Genomic DNA, 18,644 nt, shown 5'->3' on the forward strand with positions numbered 1-18,644 from the left:
GGAGTTGACTCCAGTAAATGATCCGGGTGACAAATCTGTCGGAAACAGATTTGAACGCTGCTCGCAGCGGCCTCGTAGAGGCGAGGCCCAAGGATGGGCCGAGTAACGGGCGCAGCCAACGCACATGCAACTTGAAGTATGACGGGTATAAAACGGATGAGAGAAATATTTTATGCTAGCACCTACTACGATTGATATTACTGAAGCGAACCTACACCAGACCTTAGAACAATCCATGGCTGTGCCAGTGCTGTTCTACTTTTGGTCCGAACGCAGCCAGCACTGCCTGCAATTGACCCCGGTGCTGGATAAACTGGCCGCTGAATATGCGGGTCAATTTATTCTGGCGCGTGTCGATTGTGACGCGCAGCAGATGGTGGCTTCACAGTTTGGCCTGCGCTCCATTCCGGCAGTGTATCTGTTTAAAGATGGTCAGCCGGTTGATGGTTTCCAAGGGCCGCAGCCAGAAGAGGTTATCCGCGAGCTGCTGCAACGAGTGCTGCCAAAACCGGAAGAGTTGAAAACCGCTGAAGCCGCGCAATTAATCAGCGAAGGTAAAGTGCAGGAAGCCCTGCCGTTGCTGAAAGATGCCTGGGCACTGAGTGGGCAAAGAAGTGAAATTGGCCTGCAACTGGCTGAAGTACAAATCCAGTTGAACCGCAGTGAAGATGCCGAAGCAGTGTTAGCAACCATTCCACTGCAAGACCGCGATACCCGCTATCAAGGGCTGATTGCTCAAATCGAGTTGCTGAAACAGGCGGCCGACACCCCGGAGATCCAGCAGTTACAGCAACAACTGACAGAGCAGCCGGATAACGTGGAGCTGGCGGTGCAATTGGCATTGCAGCTGCATCAGGTCGGCCGCAACGAAGAGGCACTGGAGCTGTTGCTGGGCCATTTGAAAAAAGATTTAGCCGCCGCCAACGGCACGGCGCGCAAGACATTAATGGATATTTTGGCCGCATTAGGTACAGGTGATGCACTGGCCGCCAAATATCGCCGTCAACTTTATTCATTGCTGTACTGACCGCGAAAGTTAATCGCCATAACCTTTTTTGGCGATACCCTTATTTACTCCTGCGCGGGGTCATCCCGCGCTGTTTTACTCTGCTCCAGTCGAGTTTTCTCTCATTTACACGCTTTTACCTGCCTTTAGTTAGGCATTTAACGACCCGTCACGTAATATTAAGATACAAATATCATTGCTGACAGGAAGTTAAATATGTTTACGGTCATCCCTGTTCTTATCGTTGTCGCCCTGATTGTGGTGTTTTCTTCAATCAAAATCGTCCCGCAAGGTTTTCAGTGGACTGTCGAACGTTTTGGTCGCTATACCAAAACGCTGATGCCGGGCCTGAATATCGTTGTGCCATTTATGGATCGTGTTGGTCGTAAAATCAATATGATGGAGCAAGTCTTGGATATCCCATCCCAAGAGATCATCTCCCGCGATAACGCCAACGTGGCGATCGATGCTGTCTGCTTTATCCAGGTTATTGACCCGGTGAAAGCCGCTTATGAAGTCAGCAATTTGGAATCGGCCATCATCAACCTGACCATGACCAACTTCCGTACCGTTTTAGGCTCCATGGAGCTGGATGAAATGTTGTCCCAACGCGACAACATTAACGGCCGCCTGTTGCATATCGTTGATGAAGCTACCAACCCATGGGGCATCAAAGTCACCCGTATTGAAGTCCGCGACGTGCGCCCACCTGCTGAATTGATCTCTGCGATGAATGCGCAGATGAAAGCGGAACGTACTAAACGTGCCGACATTCTGGAAGCCGAAGGGGTTCGTCAGGCCGCAATTTTGCGTGCTGAAGGTGAGAAGCAATCACAGATCCTGAAAGCGGAAGGTGAACGTCAATCTGCATTCTTGCAGGCGGAAGCCCGTGAGCGTGGCGCTGAAGCTGAAGCTCAAGCCACCAGAATGGTTTCTGAAGCCATCGCTGCCGGTGATATTCAAGCCATCAACTACTTTGTGGCGCAGAAATATACCGACGCACTGCAACACATTGGTTCAGCCAATAACAGCAAAGTGATCATGATGCCGCTGGAGGCCAGCAGCCTGATGGGTGCTATCGGTGGTATTGCAGAACTGATTGGTGAGAGTAAAAACAGCCGGGGTAAATAACCATGCTGGAGGAAATTGCAGCAAATCCAAGCTGGTTTTGGCTATCACTCGGCGGGCTATTACTCGCCGCTGAGATGCTAGGTGCCAGTGGTTATATGCTGTGGAGCGGTGTTGCCGCCGTGGTGGTGGGTGCTTTGGTCTGGCTATCTCCCTTTAGCTGGGAGATGCAAGGTGTGCTGTTTGCCGTCCTGACGGTGGTCGCCGCATTCCTGTGGTGGTATTGGCTGAGTAAACGCACCAAACCGCAACCGGCCATGCTCAACCAGCGCACTCATCAATTGCTGGGGACGCGAGCGACATTGACCGAACCCACCATTGATGGCTATGGCCGGATGAGAGTGGGCGACAGCAGTTGGCGTATTTATTGCACTACCGAGCTAAGTGTCGGCACCGAAGTTGAAGTGATATTAGTGGAAGGCAATACCTTGCATGTGCGGGCTGTTCATCACTAATTATTGATATAAAGGCGTATTTATCTCAATACGCCTTTAGCTATATTCCATATTCATCGTTTTATTCCACACACAAAATTTTATTCCAAACCCAGAGTTTTATTCTAAACCCACAATCCCCCCAACAATATTCCCCCATCACCCCACTTTCTGCTTATCAGCCGTGTGGCAACATCCCGCCAGATTATTGATAATCGGGCAATCAGCCCCCTCATCCCCCGGACACTCATCCGCCAGGGCCAACAACCGCAAGCGCATCTGATTAAGATCATTAATATGTTGCTCGATTTCCGCTACTTTTAGCAAGGTCGCGGCTTTCACATCTGCGCTGTGTCGGGCCGGGTTATGAAACAGTGCCAACAGCTCGCGACACTCATCCAATGTGAAGCCAACCTGCCGCGCCTGACGTAATAGTGTTAACTCTTCAATATGTTTGGCGCTGTAGCTGCGATAGCCGTTATCGGTACGGATAGGCGGTGTCACCAGTTTTTTTTCTTCGTAAAAACGTATGGCTTTGCTGGTTAAGCCCGTTTTTTTTGCGACATTACTAATGTTCATATTTCCCCCTTGACCTTCCCCTTGCTGGCAGGTCTTTAAAACCCACAGCCACCTAGGTGACTATGGGAAATCAATAAATTACAACCCCTTTATGCCCCAGTATCCCCCACTTGCCCCCCTATGTGTGGTCGCAATGTGGACACACCATTCAGAGGATTAAAACTTACAGCATCAGTAAGATAGTCAGGTGAAAAGTGTGCGTAGGTCATAGTTTGAGACACATCAGAATGCCCTAAAATTCGTTGTAACGTAATGATATTTCCTCCCTTAATCATAAAGTGAGTTGCAAAGGTGTGGCGCAATGCATGTGCCGCCTGACCATCAGGTAAATTAGGTTTTGCCTCTTTCATCATTTTACGAAAGCGGCTATAGCTAACCCTGAATAAACGTCCTGACTCACGCGTTTTCACAACGTTGGCAACCTCTTGCGAAATAGGTACAACACGTTTATCACCGTTTTTGGTATGCGAAAACATCACATGGTTATGCACAATATTTTCAGCCTTGAGGCCGTAAGCCTCCCCCCACCTTGCCCCCGTCGCCAGGCAGAGAACTGCTATACGATAGTAATCACCTTGTACCAGTGCCAACAAACTATCGATCTCTTCAGCGGTGAGATATGACATTTCAGAACGAACCTCTTTCAATGGCGTTAGTGCTGCAACGGGGTTTTCACCGTGGAACTCATCAACTTCAGCCATTGACTTAAACACACCGCTCAATGCAAACAAATCATGATTAATGGTTGATGCCTTAATCCCCTCCCCTAAGCGATAGGCCCGGTAATCAATCAGGCATCGGGAATCAATTTGGTACAGCATGGGATCTTCCATATCCCGACAGATTCCATTTACAGTGCTTAGTCTGCGGGCAGCATAAGGTAAATTACGGCCTAACAACATCCACCATAATTCTACAAATTCACTCATGCGGCGCTTATCTGCCGGTCGACTCAGGTAATCATTAGTTTGATGCTTGGCGATAATGTCACGTTCATAGGCGTGAGCATCGGCCTTGCGATCAAACTTTTTACGGATACGCTTTCCATTGCGGCCCCGCGGTCTTACATCCACTTCATAGCGACCATCTTCGAGTTTCTTAATAGACATAAGATAACCCTCCGATGTACTGCTCAGATTGTTCCCATAGGTATTCAGCCCACAGGTAAAAAATATCTAACCAATTATCCTCCCTTAGCGGGACGAGTTTGTTTCGTCTGGCGTATAAAGCGCGAGCGCCGGTGCTATTTGCCCCTTCGCTGGATCTATTTTGTCGTACATAAACCAATCCTGATATTTATGAAAACGTGGGTGACCAAATAGCTTCACCGCTGACTCTAATGTCATTTTTGACTTGTCCGCCTCATAACCATGATAAGTGGTATAAACAATACCAATTAAATCAGTTAGTTGCCTCTTAGTTAACTGCTCAGAGTTACGAATCAGTCTTAATTTACTTCCTTGCGTTATTGACATTGTTTCGAGTTCTCGTAATAATTACCCATAATAATAACAGAGAGAACAGTATCAACTCTGCACCCAACAAGCCCCAACGGGGTTCAATTAAGGACTTTATCACAAATGCAAAACATCAGTGAAATAGACCTGCGATATGTAAGGCAATTCCCGATTGATATCGGTCGCGCACTTCGCGTATGTCGCATGACTGAAAAACAAATAGGAAAATTACGTGATATGTCTCGTGATGAATTGGCAAACCAACCGTATGTTAATGCGGAAGAATTTTCCTATCTGACCGGTCGTACTCTTAAGTCAGTGCAACACCTTATGGATAGAAATCAGATACCTGTCCACCGTGAGGGTATGCCTGGTTCAAAACGCCCAAAACGTTTCATCATGATGCAAGAATATTTAGATGCCTTGCAACATTGCCGCGCAATCATCACTTCTGATGAGCGTTATCACATTGATCGTCTGATGCGTGATAAATCTACCTATCGCCGCAGTGTGGCAAGGAATGGTGGAAGTAAAGGCGTAACAGCATGATTAGCTTACGATTTAGCCCGTTTAATTTTAACATCAATCACCCAAAACCAGCACCGCGCTACGCACTGACTGTTATCAGCGACCACACCAGTGCTTACCGTGGCTTTTCAATTACTCGCGCAAAGCGTAATAAAAGAAACCCGATCACCCGTTACCACGTTCGCCAGGGTGATGAGTCTTACGGCAAGTTCGACGCCCAGGCGCAGGCAACCGAATACATTGATCAGTTGTATGAAATGAGGGGATAAAGCCCTCTCTCAAATAACAGATTTGCGAAAGGGTTTTATCTTTATTCACCGATGGAGATTTAGATATGTCAAAATTTATTAAAATAAAAGACGGGGAAACATTCATTCTTGTAGATTTTGAAAAAATCATTTGTGCGTATGGCCGTGCTGATGGGAAAAGTAACATTGCCATATTGGGTTCGGGTTTTGATGATGTAGATATATCAATTAATGAATTAGCAGAAACTTTAATTCAAGAAGAGTGCTTAATTAATAAAAAAACAAACATCGGGACTGTCACTATTACTCCAAGTGAAATCGGCCCCAAAGTGGGAAGTTTCAAAGTGATCTCATTGGTGGGAAATACAAAAAAGCAACTGGAAGGTGTAGAAATTTTCCGACGTAATTATTACGTAAATGGAGTCCATAGCGGCGTGATAGTTTTTGACTCGAACTGCCGCATTACAGAGGCGGCAGCGCTAGCTTTAATAAGCGAGGGTGGCGAGTGACGCTACCTGTTATCACGCTTTCGCCAATAAACGGCGGCGGGATGGTTATCAACTAACTCTCGCCGCTCACAATAATCTTTAGATAGCACTGCCGGACTTATTGGCACACCAGCCGCATCAACGAAAGGGGCGCAAGCAATGGATTCTCTGGTTTTTTTGGCAGCAATCAAAGCCTCTTCGCATGTCTTATATCCATTGCGTCCGCTGTATTCCTCTGCGCTCTCGGTGATTACATTGCCTTCTTCGTCGATTGCTTGCCAATCCCACACATCCGGCTTGCGGTTATTAAAAATAAAAACAACAGGTGCTTTCAAGGCTGTAATTTCAGGATACAAATCAATCTCATCAATTTTTTCTGCAATACAGCTAACGAGAGGCGCTTTTTCTATAGCAGTTTGTATTTTTTCAAGGTCTCTTATTGCCCCGTGCCGACCGGTAAATATTAGACCTTTAAGGCGCACTTCGGATGATTTGTTTATTAGTTCCCACCACCATTTATGCCCGTTATCAATTTTGCATTGCAGTTTAAAAATCATATCACATTCCTTTTTGTGGTCGGTTGGTATTTGCGCCGGGGTTCCTTCTCACAGTATTAACCGGCGTAAAAACAGTACCACAGAAAACGCGCGCCGGGCGCGATGCAGTCCCCCGGCAACTATTCATTTGATGGAGATCACTTAATGACCGCTAATCAATGCCCGTCACTGGCCGCGATGCTACGGAACGGCCAGCAAATCACACACTGCCGCCACCAGTTCGGCTGGATTGAGACACCAGACGGTCGCAACTTCCAACCAAAGGCCAGCGAAGTGCAATTTATCAAAGGTTGCCGCACTCCATTTATGACAAAGCCCAGGGCTAAACCCCGTTGGTGGGCGCGTCTGATGGGAATATTTGCGTAGGGGGATGTATGGCAAATACCGAGGAGGCCCGCGCCGTTCCGCTGACATTAAAAGAACGGCAGCACGGCCTACAGCATGTTGCTGAAATTTGGTCTTTGCTCCCCAGCAAAAAACACCAGGGAGCTATACCGGCACTGATTAATGAAATGGGCGAGACAGACCCAAAAATGAAAGGTGCCATCTATTACCTTGCAGACATTCCGAAAGCAAGGCACAGATTAGAGTTTAAGGAGCTGCTACCGCATGAGCAGAGAAATTTAGTTGATGCACTGAACAGATGGAGGGCATCGACCAGTTTATTACCGGAACGGATCACCTATATAGATTGTGATCCACTACTGAATAATAAAAGTAATTAAATAAACACCTGAATTTAACAGGCGCTTTGTTGCGTCGGGATTTCCATTATCTAAAAACGGGGTAATAAGAATGGCTGTTGCACCGATAAAATTAACGCAAGAGATAAACGATATAGAACTGGCAGCGCATTTTAATAATGCCCGCCTTTCTGAGCGTTTGATGTTGCTTGAAAGGTTAGAAAACAAACTGGCCAAATTAAATAAAGCCAATATTTCTAAAGAAGATGTATTTAAAGAGTTATCCGGCTGGATGTCAGAAATTAAATCCATTGCAAACTCACCAACTATCAATAAAGAGGCTAAATAATGGCTACTCATATTAATACTACCAATGCAATTAAGGGGCTGACTTGTGCGGCTAGTAGTCTCACTCTCCTTGCTGCGCTCGATGGCATTTATGCAATCGCATTGAGAGCGCACGTCAGAAAGCATTTAGTTGCTGCCGGTCTTGAAATCGAACGCCTTAATAGCGAGGCAATCAAGTTACGAGCGCGTATTCAACATTTGGAGGGATTCAATTCATCATTCGAACCTAAATGGGATTCTTTAATTTTTGCGATCATGGGTACGGATGCCGGTAAGAATATATGCAAAAACGGCCATGATGAAACAACAGATTTGGCAATCAAGGCAATACATAAAACGGAGTCTGACCGCAAAGAGGCCAACCGGATAGCGCAGGCATTTCAGGAGTCGGCCGGATATTCGCAATCAGTTAAAACCCATCAATTAAAAATTCTGCCTGAATATTTCCAAGCTGTTATTGAGGGAAGAAAAAAAGCTGAATTACGAACTAATGACCGTAATTTTAAAGTTGGGGATTATCTGCTTTTAGCTGAGTGGGACGGTGGAACTGATGAATATTCGGGCCGCAAGATTGTTGTAGAAATATCAGATATTACTCAATGTGATTTCGCCGCTCCGAAATTAGTCATGCTTTCATTTTTTGATCCATGCGATGAAATTCCATTTTAAGGATGAAGCCATGACTATTCCACAACGTCACGGACAACCCTGGTCACAGGATGAGGTGGCTTACTTACGTGAAGCGGTAACAACAACACGATATCAAGATATTGCCGATCATCTGGGCCGTACATTAACGGCAATACGGGTAAGAGCATTCTTTGAAGGTGTAAACCCGTCAGGCATTGGCGAATGTAATCGAAACGCCAAACACAGCGATCATGACGTGGAGTTATGCCGTGCACTTTACGAGGATGGTGTAAAACCGAGATTTATCGCGGAAAAAATGGAAATGCCGGTCAGTGCTGTATACGGGATTGTGTATTACCGGACGCGCCGAACCCCCACACCCGGCGGCTCATTCCAACCATGACCGCCAAGCGCAGTCGATTTCAACCCCCTACACCCTACCCCGGAAACGATGAGGCGTTTACCGGGGTTTACTCTTGGAATAATAAACCCCAAATCGCTATAAACCCGTTCTTGGATATCGTCCCGGCACAACGTACCCCGCTGGCTGTCATGATGGCTGCTTATCAGATTGACCAACAGGCGGCATTTGAGGCATCACTCACCGAAGAAGAATTAAAAGCCCGCGAACGGCGTCAATGGCAAATGGACGACCGGGAAGAACATGAGCTTTTCCTTGATATTCATCTTGCCCGACTGGCGCAGTCACATAAGTTACAGCGCCATTGCCCTGCTGTTGAGGTGCAAGCCAACTTAAGCAGCCAACCAAAGTTTATCCGCAAGCCATTACAGCAACGGATTGATTACCTACGCCGCGAATCTGGCGATGAACGGGCCAATGCCTTTTTAACTGAAATTGTTGAAAGCGCATTGTCACGCCTGGAAGCCATGAGAAAGAAACAGCAAACCGTCGCCTATCAACATATTGCTAGCCGGGAACGGCTGGACGATTTATTGCGACTGCCAGAATTGAACCAAAAAGAAGTGAAAACCCTGGCGACAATGGTTGCCGCGCATATGGATATGCTCTTTGACGATCAGGCCACGAAAGTGCTCACTGACGAAACCACCCCCGATGAAATATTACAAATCTATCAGGTCGTCGCCAATGAAGCCGCCCGACTTTGTATCACGCCACCTTATTGGTATGCGTTGAATGAATGTCTGCGCCGGCGTGGGGAAGTACCTTATCATTTACTCCCCGGAGCACTGGCGCGGCTGCGATGTGCCGAATGGTGGTACAGAAAGTTATGGCGCTTACGGAGTGAATGGCGGGAGGAACAATTACGCGCGGTTTTATTAGTGCATAAACACGCCTCCGCTTATATCAGCTACGACGCCCTGACGCACAAACGTGAACAGTACCGCCGAATGCTGGATTTTATCCGTTCACATGAGTTTGTGAATGACGAGGGTGTCACGCTGGATATGGAAACGGTGGTTAATGCCAGCGCCAGTAATCCGCGTATGCGCCGCAATGAAATGATGACCACCATGAAAGGGCTGGAAAATCTGGCTGACATGCGATCTGATTGTGCTGTTTTCTACACAATTACCTGTCCGTCTCAATATCACGCCACCCTTGCCAATGGAAAACCAAACCCCAAATGGACAACCAAGACGGTAAGAGAAAGCAGTGATTATCTGGTTGATCTCTTTTCCGGTATCCGTAAGAAGATGCATCGCATGGGTTTACGCTGGTATGGGATGCGTGTTGCTGAAGCCCATCATGATGGCACCGTACACTGGCACTTAATGTGCTTTATGCGCAAAAAACATCGCACATCCATCACAAAGATAATGCGTGACTTTGCGATCAGGAAAGACCGCGCTGAGCTGGGTGATGATATCAAACCCCGCTTTACTGCCGAGTTGATAACAAAACGAAAAGGCTCGCCGACCAGCTACATAGCCAAATATATCAGCAAGAACGTTGATGGCCGGCAAATGAAAACGGTGATCGACAAGGCAACCGGCAAGCCGTTGCTAAGTAAAGAGACTGGTAAACCGTTGGGCGATATGGTCGAAAATGCGGTTGCCTGGGCGAGTTTGCACCGGGTGAGACAGTTCCAGTTCTTTGGCATTCCTTCCCGCCAGGCTTACCGCGAATTACGGCTGTTAGCCGGCCAGCTACAACGTAAGTTAAAACCCAAAAAGGGCGCACAACTTCTACCCGATAAAAAAATGGATGATGTGCTAGCGGCGGCTGATGCGGGTTGTTTTGCTACCTATATCCACCATCAGGGCGGCGTCCTTATCCCGCGCAAGTACCACACCGTGCGCACCGCTTATGCAGTAGCAGACGTGGCGAATGATTACGGCGAACACGGTACACAAATTTATGGAGTCTGGTCACCACGCCTGGGCGCTGAATCACGCGTATGCACCCATAGCGATAATTGGAAGATGGTCGCTAAGCCTACCGAGAACCAACCTAAGACCGACCGCAGCGCGGGCACGGGTTTTGACGTTGGCCCTAATGCCCTTTCGCCCTCTCTTGGACTCGTGGCAATAACTGTCCCCACCTCCGACGACGAAACCCCGAAACAGCGTAAAAAACGCACAACTCCAGCGCCAGATTTTAATAATTTTGACAGTTTCACCTACACCCAGCGGCGAGAACTGCGCAACCGACTACGGGAAGAAGCTAAAAAACCACCGAAAAAAATTGAGGCGCAGCCTATCAGCGCCTCAATGGTGGAAATGTGCCAGAAAATCGACAAAGCCTTACAGCGCAGCGGCTGGATATTGGAAAAGTGGGAAATCAGCGTGTTAGCCAAGGGCGGTAATTTGGTACTCCCCAACAAAGTGACTGCCCGACTTGACCAGGAACGCTGGCAACAGGGGGAAGTGACGTTAATTAAGACTTTGGATATACAACCAGATAAGGGGAAATAAACCATGGAAACAACAAACATCAGTTACACCGATACCGTATGCACATTGTCAGCAGCAGAACACCGAATCGCCCAAATGCTGGGTGATGTATGGAATCAATATTTACTGCTTCCTACCGAGCATCCGAATGAGCGTGACGAATTCTGCCGAGCAATTCACGCCGGGCAGACTCTTATTTTAGCCCGCGCGGCTATACGTGGGCTGGCGGATAAAGGACAAGGGTATAAAAATAAATAATCCACCTGAATTCTGTGCTGGCCTTGAAATGTGGGCGGGCAAACAACCGAACATTTTGTGTCAGAAGCGGATACCTCATCAGGGATGTGCTATCCGTTGCATCATTCAGTATCAAAACCTTACAATTATCGTAATATTAATCACTCAACGCTGTCATATAGAGGCTAATACTTTGGTAAATCATGAACTTTGGCGACATGAATATCGGCAACATAGATATATGGAGTATCTATCTTATGAGGAACTTCAGATTAGAACCCAAGACATCACGTCAAACATGTCTATCCTTACCTCAGAAGGGCAGCTCGGGCTTCATGGGCTTAATGATAATGGTTTATTTTGGATGATTAAATGGACTCATATACTAGAAGAGTTCAAACTTAGATATGGCCCTTACCCAAATGGATTTTCTGACGGTTTTTTAAAAGATGCTCCTATGGTAAAGCCAACTTATCCAGACATACCACCTTCGAAGATAGCAATAGATCAAGTTGACGGTTTAAAGGAAGGGTACATATATAAGTTCGGGAAAAGCGAACATCTAGAACCCATGTTTAAACATGGAAGAATTAGAATTGCCCCTGCATCACTCTACAATGACCCTTCATTGAATAAAGCAATACGGGATGATGAACTTTCATTTTCTATAAGTAGTAGGGCTGATAACGTAGTTATTAAAAGTCATGACAATGAGATTATACCTACATATGGAAATGTAACCTTTCATCTTGAATCAAACACTAATTATTACGTTCATTGCTTTGCCAGTAAATATACTTTTAGAGAGTATGACGATTTCGAGGCAAATGCTTGCATTGTTATTCGTGATCCAAGGGTTTTATTCCAAAAAATGATGAAGGAAGTTTTTAAAAAACTCCCTGAGTTTAAGGGTTTCGCGTCTCCAGTTAAGTATTTAGACCCCTTAATGTGTAATCCAAATGATGTCGATATACTATTCTCGAAACATTTTAGATACTCATATCAGAATGAGGTGAGGTCTATATGGTTACCCCCATCACCTTTACAACACTTAGAGCCGTTTTATATAGAGATAGGGAGCATGGAAAAATATGCGAGGATAATACGCGTATAACAAGTTGTTGTGTTGCGAAAATACAACCACACAAAAAACCCGCCGTTCGGCGGGTTTCTCTTATCCTGGCTGACCTTGCAGCAAGTCCAGGGCAATTTGTCTTTCATCCGGCTTTAACATTTCAAGTAATGCCATTACCAACTTACTCCCCGTTAGCCCGCTGGGGCTAAGTGAGTGCGAGAACACCGCGTTAAATACAAAGGTATGGCCGCACTCGACATTTGAACAGGCACAATACAGGTCGGCTATTTTGACGTCTTTCCATTCTGTTTTGCGGATAATTGCGGGCGCGCGGCATTCCGTGCATTTAATTTTGAACATTCGCATATTAACCACTCCGAAAGCTATTTCTGTTAACTTCCGTGATTTTAGCTTAATCCTGCTCACTTTTCGCCCCTTTCGGTGTTATCCGTGTCTTTATCTACTTTAAATCGCAGGTGTAAATGGGCGGGTATTTCGGGATCAGTATTCACGGCGCGCATAAACTTATTTTGCACCGGTAACACTTCATCTTTTCGATACGTTGATCGGGCCTTGTCCGGGTCACCCATCACAGCACCATTAGGCGGAATAATCCCCGCCAGGCCAGCCGGGAAGCGGTGCGCGGTAAGAATATCCTGGGCGGTAATGCTTTTAACGTTGGAAAACTCATCTTTGGCGCTCACTTCACCAATCGATATTAATTTAATCCCTTCCGGGTCACCTTTCGGAATACTGATAAACATATTGCGAAAGTTACCCACGCCCTTACTCTGTTCTATCTTTTCCTTTATTTCCTGTTCCACTTCCGTGCTGATACTGGGGTCATTGGCATACAGAATAAAGCCCATATGTGCACCATTATGGTAATAGCGGCGGCGAAATATCGTCGCCTCTGAATTAAGCAGTACCGAATGAATGCCCCCGATATAATCCGGCAAGCCGTAAATCTGTTGCTGGGGATCATACTGCGCCAAAAATATAATATCCTCCGGGGAATAAACGAGAGGCTCATCCTTTTGCAAGACAACGAACTCGCCCGATTTGCGCCGGCGCGTATAAAGTGAGGGTAACGGCACCAGGTCGGTCACCTCCCCCCAAAAATTACGCGCTTTCAAGATAGCCACATCACCAAACAGGTAATAATCAAACCCCGCGCCCTCAATACTATCCGTTGTTAGGCCGCCGCCCAGGTAATCACTGACTAACATATTGCGCCTGGCATAAAGAACGCCACCATGTTGGCCGTTGAGGTTAGGCAACTGCGCCAGGGCGAGGCGATCAATGGGTAATCGCCAGTGGTCGAAATCATTGTCGTACCATATTTCACTGTAATCGGTGCCGGTCGTTAAAATCGGTTCCGGTTCCCCGAATGAAATAACGCTACCGCGTCCGGGGGTGAAATCCTCAGTTGCCTTGGCTTTTTTGGGCTGGGTGTTGTTCTGGCGTCCGCGTTTCTTTTTAGTTGTCATGCTGCTTTTCCAAAGGCCCAGGTAGACGGGCGATCATATTCATAGTCGAGGGGTTCATTAATCACGGCGTGAGAAATGGCGAAAAATACGTCGGCGTGGCCGGTGGCGTCTGACCGTTCGGCGACAAAAGTCAGCGCGTTACCGCTGCTGGTTGTCGTGCGGCGAATTGCCATAAAGCTGGCGGCAATTTCTGCCCGTTCCTGGCTGTTCTCATCGGTGGCGTCCTTGCTCCATTCGATGCGGTGGCGTTCAACCGTATCAACCATTTTCAGCACCAAGCGCGTTTTACTTTCCACGCTGTATAAAATCGGGGTGGCCTCCCTGGGCGCGAATTTGGTCACCAGGTCATAAACGCCCCGCCCGATGCCGGTCACATCAATCCCGATATAGGTGACGTTATAGCGGCGCATGAGTTGCTTTATCTGTTCAGCCTGCCAGGTGAAATTTAGTCCTTGCCAGTAGAACACCGCCAGGACGCGGAAGCGTTCGCCGTCATACATGGGCGGCGCGACAATCACAAAGGTTGAGTTATCACCGGAGCGGGACGGGTCAAAACCACACCACACTTCACGATTACCAAACGGTCGGGCGGCTTTGATGTCGTGGTCTTGCCACATGCCGGCATCTACACCGCATTTTTCCAACTCGGAAAACTTGAATACCGCGTCTTTGCTGTCAACAAACTGGCACATGTACAGCATGGCGAACGCGGTTGCGTTGTACTTATTACGCAGCCGCTCAATATCGACCAAGGCACCCAGCCCGCCCTTGATCGCATCTTCCATCGTGATGATGTAGCGCCATTGATCATCTGGGCAAAGAATCCCCCCTTTACGCAGTTCGCTTTCTTTGGGGAATATGGCCTTTTTCCGTTTGGCGTCATCTTCCCGCCAGGTATCCCCCGTCCAGATGGGGTACGCTGGGTGAGTTTTGGCGCTGGGCGTTGAAAAATAAGTAGTACGAAATTTGTTATGCGTTGCCATCGCTGACGCGGTTTCGTGGAATTTCCCAAATTTGGGTATCCAGAATATTTCGTCACCGTACAGATGGCCGTTAAAACCCTGAGCCGTGCCGGCATTGGTCGACAAGAACCGCAGCACCGCCCCGTTACTCAACTTGATCGGGTTACCGGTCAGCGTAATACCAAACGCCTGTTGAGCGATTTCGACAATATAAAATTTGAATATTTCAGACTGCGCGCGAGACGCAGAGAAAAACACCTGCCGATCACCGCTCAACACCGCATCTTCAAAGGCTTCAAAAGCAAAATAGTAAGTCATGCCGACTTGACGTGATTTCAGAATGTGCCGGAAGTTCTGCTCTTTATTGGCGCGGCAATGTAGCTGGTAATCAAACAGGTGCTCACTGGCCCAACTATCCAACATTTCCTTGGTGATGCTGGAAATATCATTTTTACGGTATGAGCGTTTTTTCTCGCTCCCGAATCCGGTTTCATCCTCGCCGCCTCCTGACTGCATCGCCATGCGCGCTTTTATTTCTGCCATTTTTTCGGCGTGTTTATTACTCTGCGCCATTAATTTGACGTGGTGCGCGACCAGGTCGCGGATCTCTTCCAGCTCCAGCGCGGTTTTGTTTTCGCGCCGTGATAACTGGTCATGCCGGCGCGTAATGGCCGCTTCAAAAGATTCAACCGGTAATAATGCCGCCCACTGGCCTATATCAGACCAATGGTAAATTGTGCGCACCGGAATATTTAATTCCTGCGCGATATCTTTGGGCGTCCAGCTTTTAATAAAAAGCGTTCGCGCCGCCTCTTTAATTTCATCAGAATATTTTGCCATAAGGCTATTATGACGAGGGATTTAAACAACGTTGATAACTATATATCGGCTATATTCGGTTAATGGCTTATAACCGAACTTATAATAATGAAGATGGATGCACAGCATTTAAATATCCGCAATACTGCAAATCACACAGTAATAATTAATTATAAAAACAGTAAAAGGGTATTTCATGCCGCAACTTATTTCCGACTGGCGTTGTATTGGTACTTCTGGCGCGTCGGTAGATGGCCGGATACTAGAACCCCAGTGGTTGATAGACTGCGCCAATACTTACAGCCGTGAAACTTACACCGCACTGTTATGGCCGCACCATGAAGAAGATATTGCTATGCGGCAATATACTTATAATCTCGGTGAGGTTGATGCGTTAAAATACGAAGAAGTACACGGGAAAGTTAAACTTTACGCCAAAATAATCCCCAATCAATTTTTAATTGAAGCTAACCGCCTGGGACAAAAGTTATTTACCTCAGTTGAGGTATTTCCTGACTTCGCCGGGAGTGGTCAAAATTATTTATTTGGTCTTGCCGTGACCGATATACCTAACAGTCTAGGCACTGAAAAACTGTCATTTACTATTGATGGTGAAACCAAAGAAGGAACACGCGGTAATGTCGAAGCCTTTAGCTTGGGACAATTAAAAAGCCGTGAGAGTAAACCGGAAAATAAAAAGCCGGGTTTCTTTGACCGCCTATTTTCCGTCAAAAAAGAATTCACACCCGACCCCGACAATAACCAGCCCGACCAGGGCGAGGATGAAACCAAGATGGATGAATTAAAAGCCCTTATTGAAGCGCTGACCCTGCGTATTCAGCAAATGGAAGAAAAAGCCAACGGCACCACGGCAGATACACCGGAAGAAGCCGCCACCGATGTGGCCGACTTGGCTGATGAGATTGCCGACGTCGCCGACCAGGTGGCCGAAATCGCCGCCGAAGTGGCTGACAATCCAGAGGATGAAGTGGTTGCGGCTGAATTTAGCGTCGCTAAAAAGAACCTGGCGCGACTGATGACGTCATTTTCCGCTAAGGGTGCGCCGGCGCGCCGCTCCCGCACTCGTAACCACACGCGCCGCGCCGGTCGCCGCCAGGACTTTACCGCCCGCACACCTAAGCCTGAAACCAGCGGTAACGAATTGACCGGCTTAAAAGACCAGCTAAACACCTTACTGGAAAAATTCAGCGTATTGGATGCGCGCCAAACCAAGGTACCCAACGGCGCACCAAGCGGCGGCAATAAGCCTTTCGAGTTCAACTAACCGCACTCGCCATTGACCACCTTTAAACGGGAAAAAGAACATGCAATTAACACCCAAAGCGGAAGCACTAATCCGCAAATATGCGGCTGGCTTAGCAAAGGCCAATAACCAGCCCGATACGAAGCAATTTTTTTCGCTGACTGACCCGAAAGAAACTTCGCTACGTAATGCGCTGCTACAAGAATCTGAGTTTTTACGCTTAATCAATCTGATGGACGTTGAACAGATCCAGGGCCAGGTCGTCAATACCGGGAATCCGGGAATGTTTACCGGGCGTAAAAAAGACGGTCGTTTCAATCGTGAAATGGGCGTATCGGGTAACGAATATAAGTTGGTCGAAACCGATTCCGGTTCTTATCTGACTTACGCGCTTTTAGTCGTGTGGGCGAACTCCGGTACCGAAGATGAATTTTTCCAACGCATCCAGGCATTCAGTAATGAATCCTTTGCCCTTGATATGTTGCGCATCGGCTTTAACGGTACCAGCATCGCCGAAAATACTGATCCAGTGGCTAACCCGCTGGGTGAAGATGTGAACCGTGGCTGGCATGCCATCGTTAAGGAACGCTCACCCGGTCAAATCATCACTGATAGCGTGATTTTAGACCGCAACGGTACGGGCGCAGATTTCGTTTCTCTGGATGCGGCAGTCACTGACCTGATCCACAGTTGCATTTATGAGCCATTCCGTAACGACCCGCGCCTAGTGGTATTGGTATCGGCTGACCTTATCGCGGCGGATGCAACCAGCATGATGAACCGCATTGACCGCCCGACCGAGAAAGTCGCCGCACAGTTGATTAACCGCGAGATTGCAGGCCGTACCGCCTACACCCCGCCATTTATGCCAGAAGGGCGTTTGATCGTTACCACGCTGTCAAACCTACACCTGTACACCCAGCGCGGTACCCGTAAGCGTAAAGCTGAATGGGTAGACGACCGCAAGCGTTTTGAAAACAACTACCTGCGCATGGAAGGTTACGCGGTGGAGTATGACGAGCTGTATGCGGCTTACGATGTGATCACCGTTGGCGATGGCGTCTTGGATGCAGTTAACGGAGGCGAATAATTATGGCCCTTTCCCCATGTCAGCGTTACCGCCGCCGCGTTCATGCTGAATTGGCGTTAAAAAACCATGAAGCCCTGAGCGCCAGCCCGGCCAGCCTGCACTTACAGCTACGTGAGCTAGACAGTGATGTGGCGCGGGTGCGCAGCCTGGGAACGATTGCCGACCGCGTAGATATGAAGCGTGACGAGCTGTTGCCGAAATGGCTACCGACCGTCGAGCGCTATCTGGAAAGCGGCATAGTTCACGCTAACCCGGCTTTCGCCTGGTGTGTGGTCTGGTTGTTTGACGTGGGGAATTTTGACCAGGCGCTGGATTGGGCCGATATCGCGATCGAACAGGGGCAAAGCACCCCTGAGAACATCAAAAGCACCTTTGCCACCTTTGTGGCTGACACCGTGATGGCCTGGGCCGAAACCCAGGCGTCACTTGGTCACAGCATTGAGCCGTATTTTAGCCGGACGTTTATCAACATCCGCGATAAATGGCGGCTTCATGAAGAGGTTAACGCCAAGTGGTACAAGTTCGCCGGGCTGCTGTTGCTGAGTGATAAATCCGGTAAACCGGTTGCCACGGCGATTGATGATGTGGAAACCCTGTTACAGGCTGACGCATTGCTGGCACAGGCGGGCGCTTTTGATGTGAAAGTGGGCGTAAAGACCCATCGCGAAAAAATCGCCGCCCGTATTCGGGCCTTACAAAAAGTTTAACGACTACCGCAAGCCGGGGCGGGCGCGAGGGAGACAG

At 47.8% G+C, this 18,644-nt stretch carries 24 protein-coding genes; 17 read left to right on the forward strand and 7 right to left on the reverse strand.

Annotation, left to right across the window (positions count from 1 at the left end; genetic code table 11):
• Positions 1-172 precede the first annotated feature (172 nt).
• From AACW11_RS10545 to AACW11_RS10555, 3 genes are all read left to right on the forward strand, one after another.
• Positions 173-1,027, forward strand: coding sequence for a co-chaperone YbbN (locus AACW11_RS10545; protein ID WP_212584247.1), 855 nt, complete (start codon positions 173-175; stop codon positions 1,025-1,027).
• A 195-nt stretch (positions 1,028-1,222) separates the two neighbouring features.
• Entirely contained in the window at positions 1,223-2,137 is a 915-nt protein-coding gene (locus tag AACW11_RS10550) for an SPFH domain-containing protein (protein WP_004704953.1), read from the forward strand.
• Between the two features lie 2 nt (positions 2,138-2,139).
• The gene (locus AACW11_RS10555; RefSeq protein ID WP_212584248.1) at positions 2,140-2,589 is read left to right on the forward strand and encodes an NfeD family protein; all 450 of its coding nucleotides are present in this window, start codon (positions 2,140-2,142) and stop codon (positions 2,587-2,589) included.
• A 138-nt stretch (positions 2,590-2,727) separates the two neighbouring features.
• Here the strand turns inward: AACW11_RS10555 and cueR are convergent, their stop codons facing one another.
• The 3 genes from cueR to AACW11_RS10570 form a co-directional block, all read right to left on the reverse strand.
• Entirely contained in the window at positions 2,728-3,147 is a 420-nt protein-coding gene (gene cueR, locus AACW11_RS10560; RefSeq protein ID WP_212584249.1) for a Cu(I)-responsive transcriptional regulator, read from the reverse strand.
• 89 nt (positions 3,148-3,236) lie between these two features.
• Entirely contained in the window at positions 3,237-4,256 is a 1,020-nt protein-coding gene (locus AACW11_RS10565) for a phage integrase (protein WP_212584250.1), read from the reverse strand.
• A gap of 84 nt (positions 4,257-4,340) precedes the next feature.
• Positions 4,341-4,622 carry a helix-turn-helix transcriptional regulator gene (locus AACW11_RS10570; RefSeq protein ID WP_212584251.1) on the reverse strand — a complete coding sequence of 94 codons (282 nt, stop codon included), beginning with the start codon at positions 4,620-4,622 and terminating at the stop codon, positions 4,341-4,343.
• 105 nt (positions 4,623-4,727) lie between these two features.
• Between AACW11_RS10570 and AACW11_RS10575 the strand changes: the two genes are divergently transcribed.
• The 3 genes from AACW11_RS10575 (at position 4,728) to AACW11_RS10585 (ending at position 5,889) form a co-directional block, all read left to right on the forward strand.
• The gene (locus tag AACW11_RS10575) at positions 4,728-5,153 is read left to right on the forward strand and encodes a hypothetical protein (protein ID WP_249192709.1); all 426 of its coding nucleotides are present in this window, start codon (positions 4,728-4,730) and stop codon (positions 5,151-5,153) included.
• Positions 5,150-5,401, forward strand: a complete 252-nt coding sequence (locus AACW11_RS10580; protein WP_445285814.1) for a hypothetical protein — start codon at positions 5,150-5,152, stop codon at positions 5,399-5,401. The genes AACW11_RS10575 and AACW11_RS10580 overlap by 4 nt, the downstream gene beginning before the upstream one ends.
• Before the next feature lie 65 nt (positions 5,402-5,466).
• Positions 5,467-5,889, forward strand: a complete 423-nt coding sequence (locus AACW11_RS10585) for a hypothetical protein (RefSeq protein ID WP_212584252.1) — start codon at positions 5,467-5,469, stop codon at positions 5,887-5,889.
• A gap of 2 nt (positions 5,890-5,891) precedes the next feature.
• Here the strand turns inward: AACW11_RS10585 and AACW11_RS10590 are convergent, their stop codons facing one another.
• On the reverse strand, positions 5,892-6,425 hold the full coding sequence (locus tag AACW11_RS10590; RefSeq protein ID WP_212584253.1) for a hypothetical protein: 534 nt from the start codon (positions 6,423-6,425) through the stop codon (positions 5,892-5,894).
• A 144-nt stretch (positions 6,426-6,569) separates the two neighbouring features.
• Between AACW11_RS10590 and AACW11_RS10595 the strand changes: the two genes are divergently transcribed.
• From AACW11_RS10595 to AACW11_RS10630, 8 genes are all read left to right on the forward strand, one after another.
• Positions 6,570-6,791 (forward strand): phage filamentation protein Fil family protein, encoded by a 222-nt coding sequence (locus tag AACW11_RS10595; protein ID WP_212584254.1) that lies wholly within the window; start codon positions 6,570-6,572, stop codon positions 6,789-6,791.
• An 8-nt stretch (positions 6,792-6,799) separates the two neighbouring features.
• The gene (locus tag AACW11_RS10600) at positions 6,800-7,150 is read left to right on the forward strand and encodes a DUF5347 family protein (RefSeq protein WP_212584255.1); all 351 of its coding nucleotides are present in this window, start codon (positions 6,800-6,802) and stop codon (positions 7,148-7,150) included.
• A gap of 70 nt (positions 7,151-7,220) precedes the next feature.
• Entirely contained in the window at positions 7,221-7,457 is a 237-nt protein-coding gene (locus tag AACW11_RS10605; protein WP_212584256.1) for a hypothetical protein, read from the forward strand.
• Complete coding sequence (locus tag AACW11_RS10610) at positions 7,457-8,125, forward strand: DUF3850 domain-containing protein (protein WP_212584257.1); 669 nt, start codon at positions 7,457-7,459, stop codon at positions 8,123-8,125. Before AACW11_RS10605 ends, AACW11_RS10610 begins: the two co-directional genes overlap by 1 nt.
• A gap of 10 nt (positions 8,126-8,135) precedes the next feature.
• A complete protein-coding gene (locus tag AACW11_RS10615; RefSeq protein ID WP_050132648.1) occupies positions 8,136-8,489 on the forward strand; it encodes a hypothetical protein in 354 nt (117 codons plus the stop codon).
• A 110-nt stretch (positions 8,490-8,599) separates the two neighbouring features.
• Positions 8,600-10,984, forward strand: a complete 2,385-nt coding sequence (locus AACW11_RS10620; protein WP_249192710.1) for a replication endonuclease — start codon at positions 8,600-8,602, stop codon at positions 10,982-10,984.
• 3 nt (positions 10,985-10,987) lie between these two features.
• Positions 10,988-11,221, forward strand: a complete 234-nt coding sequence (locus tag AACW11_RS10625) for a hypothetical protein (RefSeq protein ID WP_212584259.1) — start codon at positions 10,988-10,990, stop codon at positions 11,219-11,221.
• Between the two features lie 220 nt (positions 11,222-11,441).
• The gene (locus AACW11_RS10630) at positions 11,442-12,314 is read left to right on the forward strand and encodes a hypothetical protein (RefSeq protein ID WP_212584260.1); all 873 of its coding nucleotides are present in this window, start codon (positions 11,442-11,444) and stop codon (positions 12,312-12,314) included.
• A gap of 60 nt (positions 12,315-12,374) precedes the next feature.
• Here the strand turns inward: AACW11_RS10630 and AACW11_RS10635 are convergent, their stop codons facing one another.
• From AACW11_RS10635 to AACW11_RS10645, 3 genes are read right to left on the reverse strand one after another with little or no spacing between them, the layout of a single operon-like run.
• The gene (locus tag AACW11_RS10635) at positions 12,375-12,701 is read right to left on the reverse strand and encodes an ogr/Delta-like zinc finger family protein (protein ID WP_049616163.1); all 327 of its coding nucleotides are present in this window, start codon (positions 12,699-12,701) and stop codon (positions 12,375-12,377) included.
• Positions 12,698-13,765 (reverse strand): phage portal protein, encoded by a 1,068-nt coding sequence (locus tag AACW11_RS10640; protein WP_050882497.1) that lies wholly within the window; start codon positions 13,763-13,765, stop codon positions 12,698-12,700. The genes AACW11_RS10635 and AACW11_RS10640 overlap by 4 nt, the downstream gene beginning before the upstream one ends.
• Positions 13,762-15,567 (reverse strand): terminase large subunit domain-containing protein, encoded by a 1,806-nt coding sequence (locus AACW11_RS10645; RefSeq protein WP_050149100.1) that lies wholly within the window; start codon positions 15,565-15,567, stop codon positions 13,762-13,764. The genes AACW11_RS10640 and AACW11_RS10645 overlap by 4 nt, the downstream gene beginning before the upstream one ends.
• Before the next feature lie 175 nt (positions 15,568-15,742).
• Between AACW11_RS10645 and AACW11_RS10650 the strand changes: the two genes are divergently transcribed.
• The 3 genes from AACW11_RS10650 to gpM are packed head-to-tail and all read left to right on the forward strand — an operon-like array spanning position 15,743 to position 18,607.
• Positions 15,743-16,831, forward strand: a complete 1,089-nt coding sequence (locus AACW11_RS10650) for a GPO family capsid scaffolding protein (RefSeq protein WP_212584261.1) — start codon at positions 15,743-15,745, stop codon at positions 16,829-16,831.
• A gap of 40 nt (positions 16,832-16,871) precedes the next feature.
• On the forward strand, positions 16,872-17,900 hold the full coding sequence (locus AACW11_RS10655; protein WP_050882495.1) for a phage major capsid protein, P2 family: 1,029 nt from the start codon (positions 16,872-16,874) through the stop codon (positions 17,898-17,900).
• A gap of 2 nt (positions 17,901-17,902) precedes the next feature.
• Complete coding sequence (gene gpM, locus AACW11_RS10660; RefSeq protein WP_212584262.1) at positions 17,903-18,607, forward strand: phage terminase small subunit; 705 nt, start codon at positions 17,903-17,905, stop codon at positions 18,605-18,607.
• The last annotated feature ends 37 nt before the right edge of the window (positions 18,608-18,644 follow it).

The sequence above is a fragment of the Yersinia sp. Marseille-Q3913 genome, from assembly GCF_963892745.1.
GTDB classification, from domain to species: Bacteria; Pseudomonadota; Gammaproteobacteria; order Enterobacterales; family Enterobacteriaceae; genus Yersinia; species Yersinia bercovieri.

Coding starts and splice junctions, on each gene's coding strand:
- AACW11_RS10545 (WP_212584247.1), top strand. CDS start 173: ATGCTAGCACCTACTACGATTGATATTACTGAAGCGAACCTACACCAG.
- AACW11_RS10550 (WP_004704953.1), top strand. CDS start 1,223: ATGTTTACGGTCATCCCTGTTCTTATCGTTGTCGCCCTGATTGTGGTG.
- AACW11_RS10555 (WP_212584248.1), top strand. CDS start 2,140: ATGCTGGAGGAAATTGCAGCAAATCCAAGCTGGTTTTGGCTATCACTC.
- cueR (WP_212584249.1), bottom strand. CDS start 3,147: ATGAACATTAGTAATGTCGCAAAAAAAACGGGCTTAACCAGCAAAGCC.
- AACW11_RS10565 (WP_212584250.1), bottom strand. CDS start 4,256: ATGTCTATTAAGAAACTCGAAGATGGTCGCTATGAAGTGGATGTAAGA.
- AACW11_RS10570 (WP_212584251.1), bottom strand. CDS start 4,622: ATGTCAATAACGCAAGGAAGTAAATTAAGACTGATTCGTAACTCTGAG.
- AACW11_RS10575 (WP_249192709.1), top strand. CDS start 4,728: ATGCAAAACATCAGTGAAATAGACCTGCGATATGTAAGGCAATTCCCG.
- AACW11_RS10580 (WP_445285814.1), top strand. CDS start 5,150: ATGATTAGCTTACGATTTAGCCCGTTTAATTTTAACATCAATCACCCA.
- AACW11_RS10585 (WP_212584252.1), top strand. CDS start 5,467: ATGTCAAAATTTATTAAAATAAAAGACGGGGAAACATTCATTCTTGTA.
- AACW11_RS10590 (WP_212584253.1), bottom strand. CDS start 6,425: ATGATTTTTAAACTGCAATGCAAAATTGATAACGGGCATAAATGGTGG.
- AACW11_RS10595 (WP_212584254.1), top strand. CDS start 6,570: ATGACCGCTAATCAATGCCCGTCACTGGCCGCGATGCTACGGAACGGC.
- AACW11_RS10600 (WP_212584255.1), top strand. CDS start 6,800: ATGGCAAATACCGAGGAGGCCCGCGCCGTTCCGCTGACATTAAAAGAA.
- AACW11_RS10605 (WP_212584256.1), top strand. CDS start 7,221: ATGGCTGTTGCACCGATAAAATTAACGCAAGAGATAAACGATATAGAA.
- AACW11_RS10610 (WP_212584257.1), top strand. CDS start 7,457: ATGGCTACTCATATTAATACTACCAATGCAATTAAGGGGCTGACTTGT.
- AACW11_RS10615 (WP_050132648.1), top strand. CDS start 8,136: ATGACTATTCCACAACGTCACGGACAACCCTGGTCACAGGATGAGGTG.
- AACW11_RS10625 (WP_212584259.1), top strand. CDS start 10,988: ATGGAAACAACAAACATCAGTTACACCGATACCGTATGCACATTGTCA.
- AACW11_RS10630 (WP_212584260.1), top strand. CDS start 11,442: ATGGAGTATCTATCTTATGAGGAACTTCAGATTAGAACCCAAGACATC.
- AACW11_RS10640 (WP_050882497.1), bottom strand. CDS start 13,765: ATGACAACTAAAAAGAAACGCGGACGCCAGAACAACACCCAGCCCAAA.
- AACW11_RS10645 (WP_050149100.1), bottom strand. CDS start 15,567: ATGGCAAAATATTCTGATGAAATTAAAGAGGCGGCGCGAACGCTTTTT.
- AACW11_RS10650 (WP_212584261.1), top strand. CDS start 15,743: ATGCCGCAACTTATTTCCGACTGGCGTTGTATTGGTACTTCTGGCGCG.
- AACW11_RS10655 (WP_050882495.1), top strand. CDS start 16,872: ATGCAATTAACACCCAAAGCGGAAGCACTAATCCGCAAATATGCGGCT.
- gpM (WP_212584262.1), top strand. CDS start 17,903: ATGGCCCTTTCCCCATGTCAGCGTTACCGCCGCCGCGTTCATGCTGAA.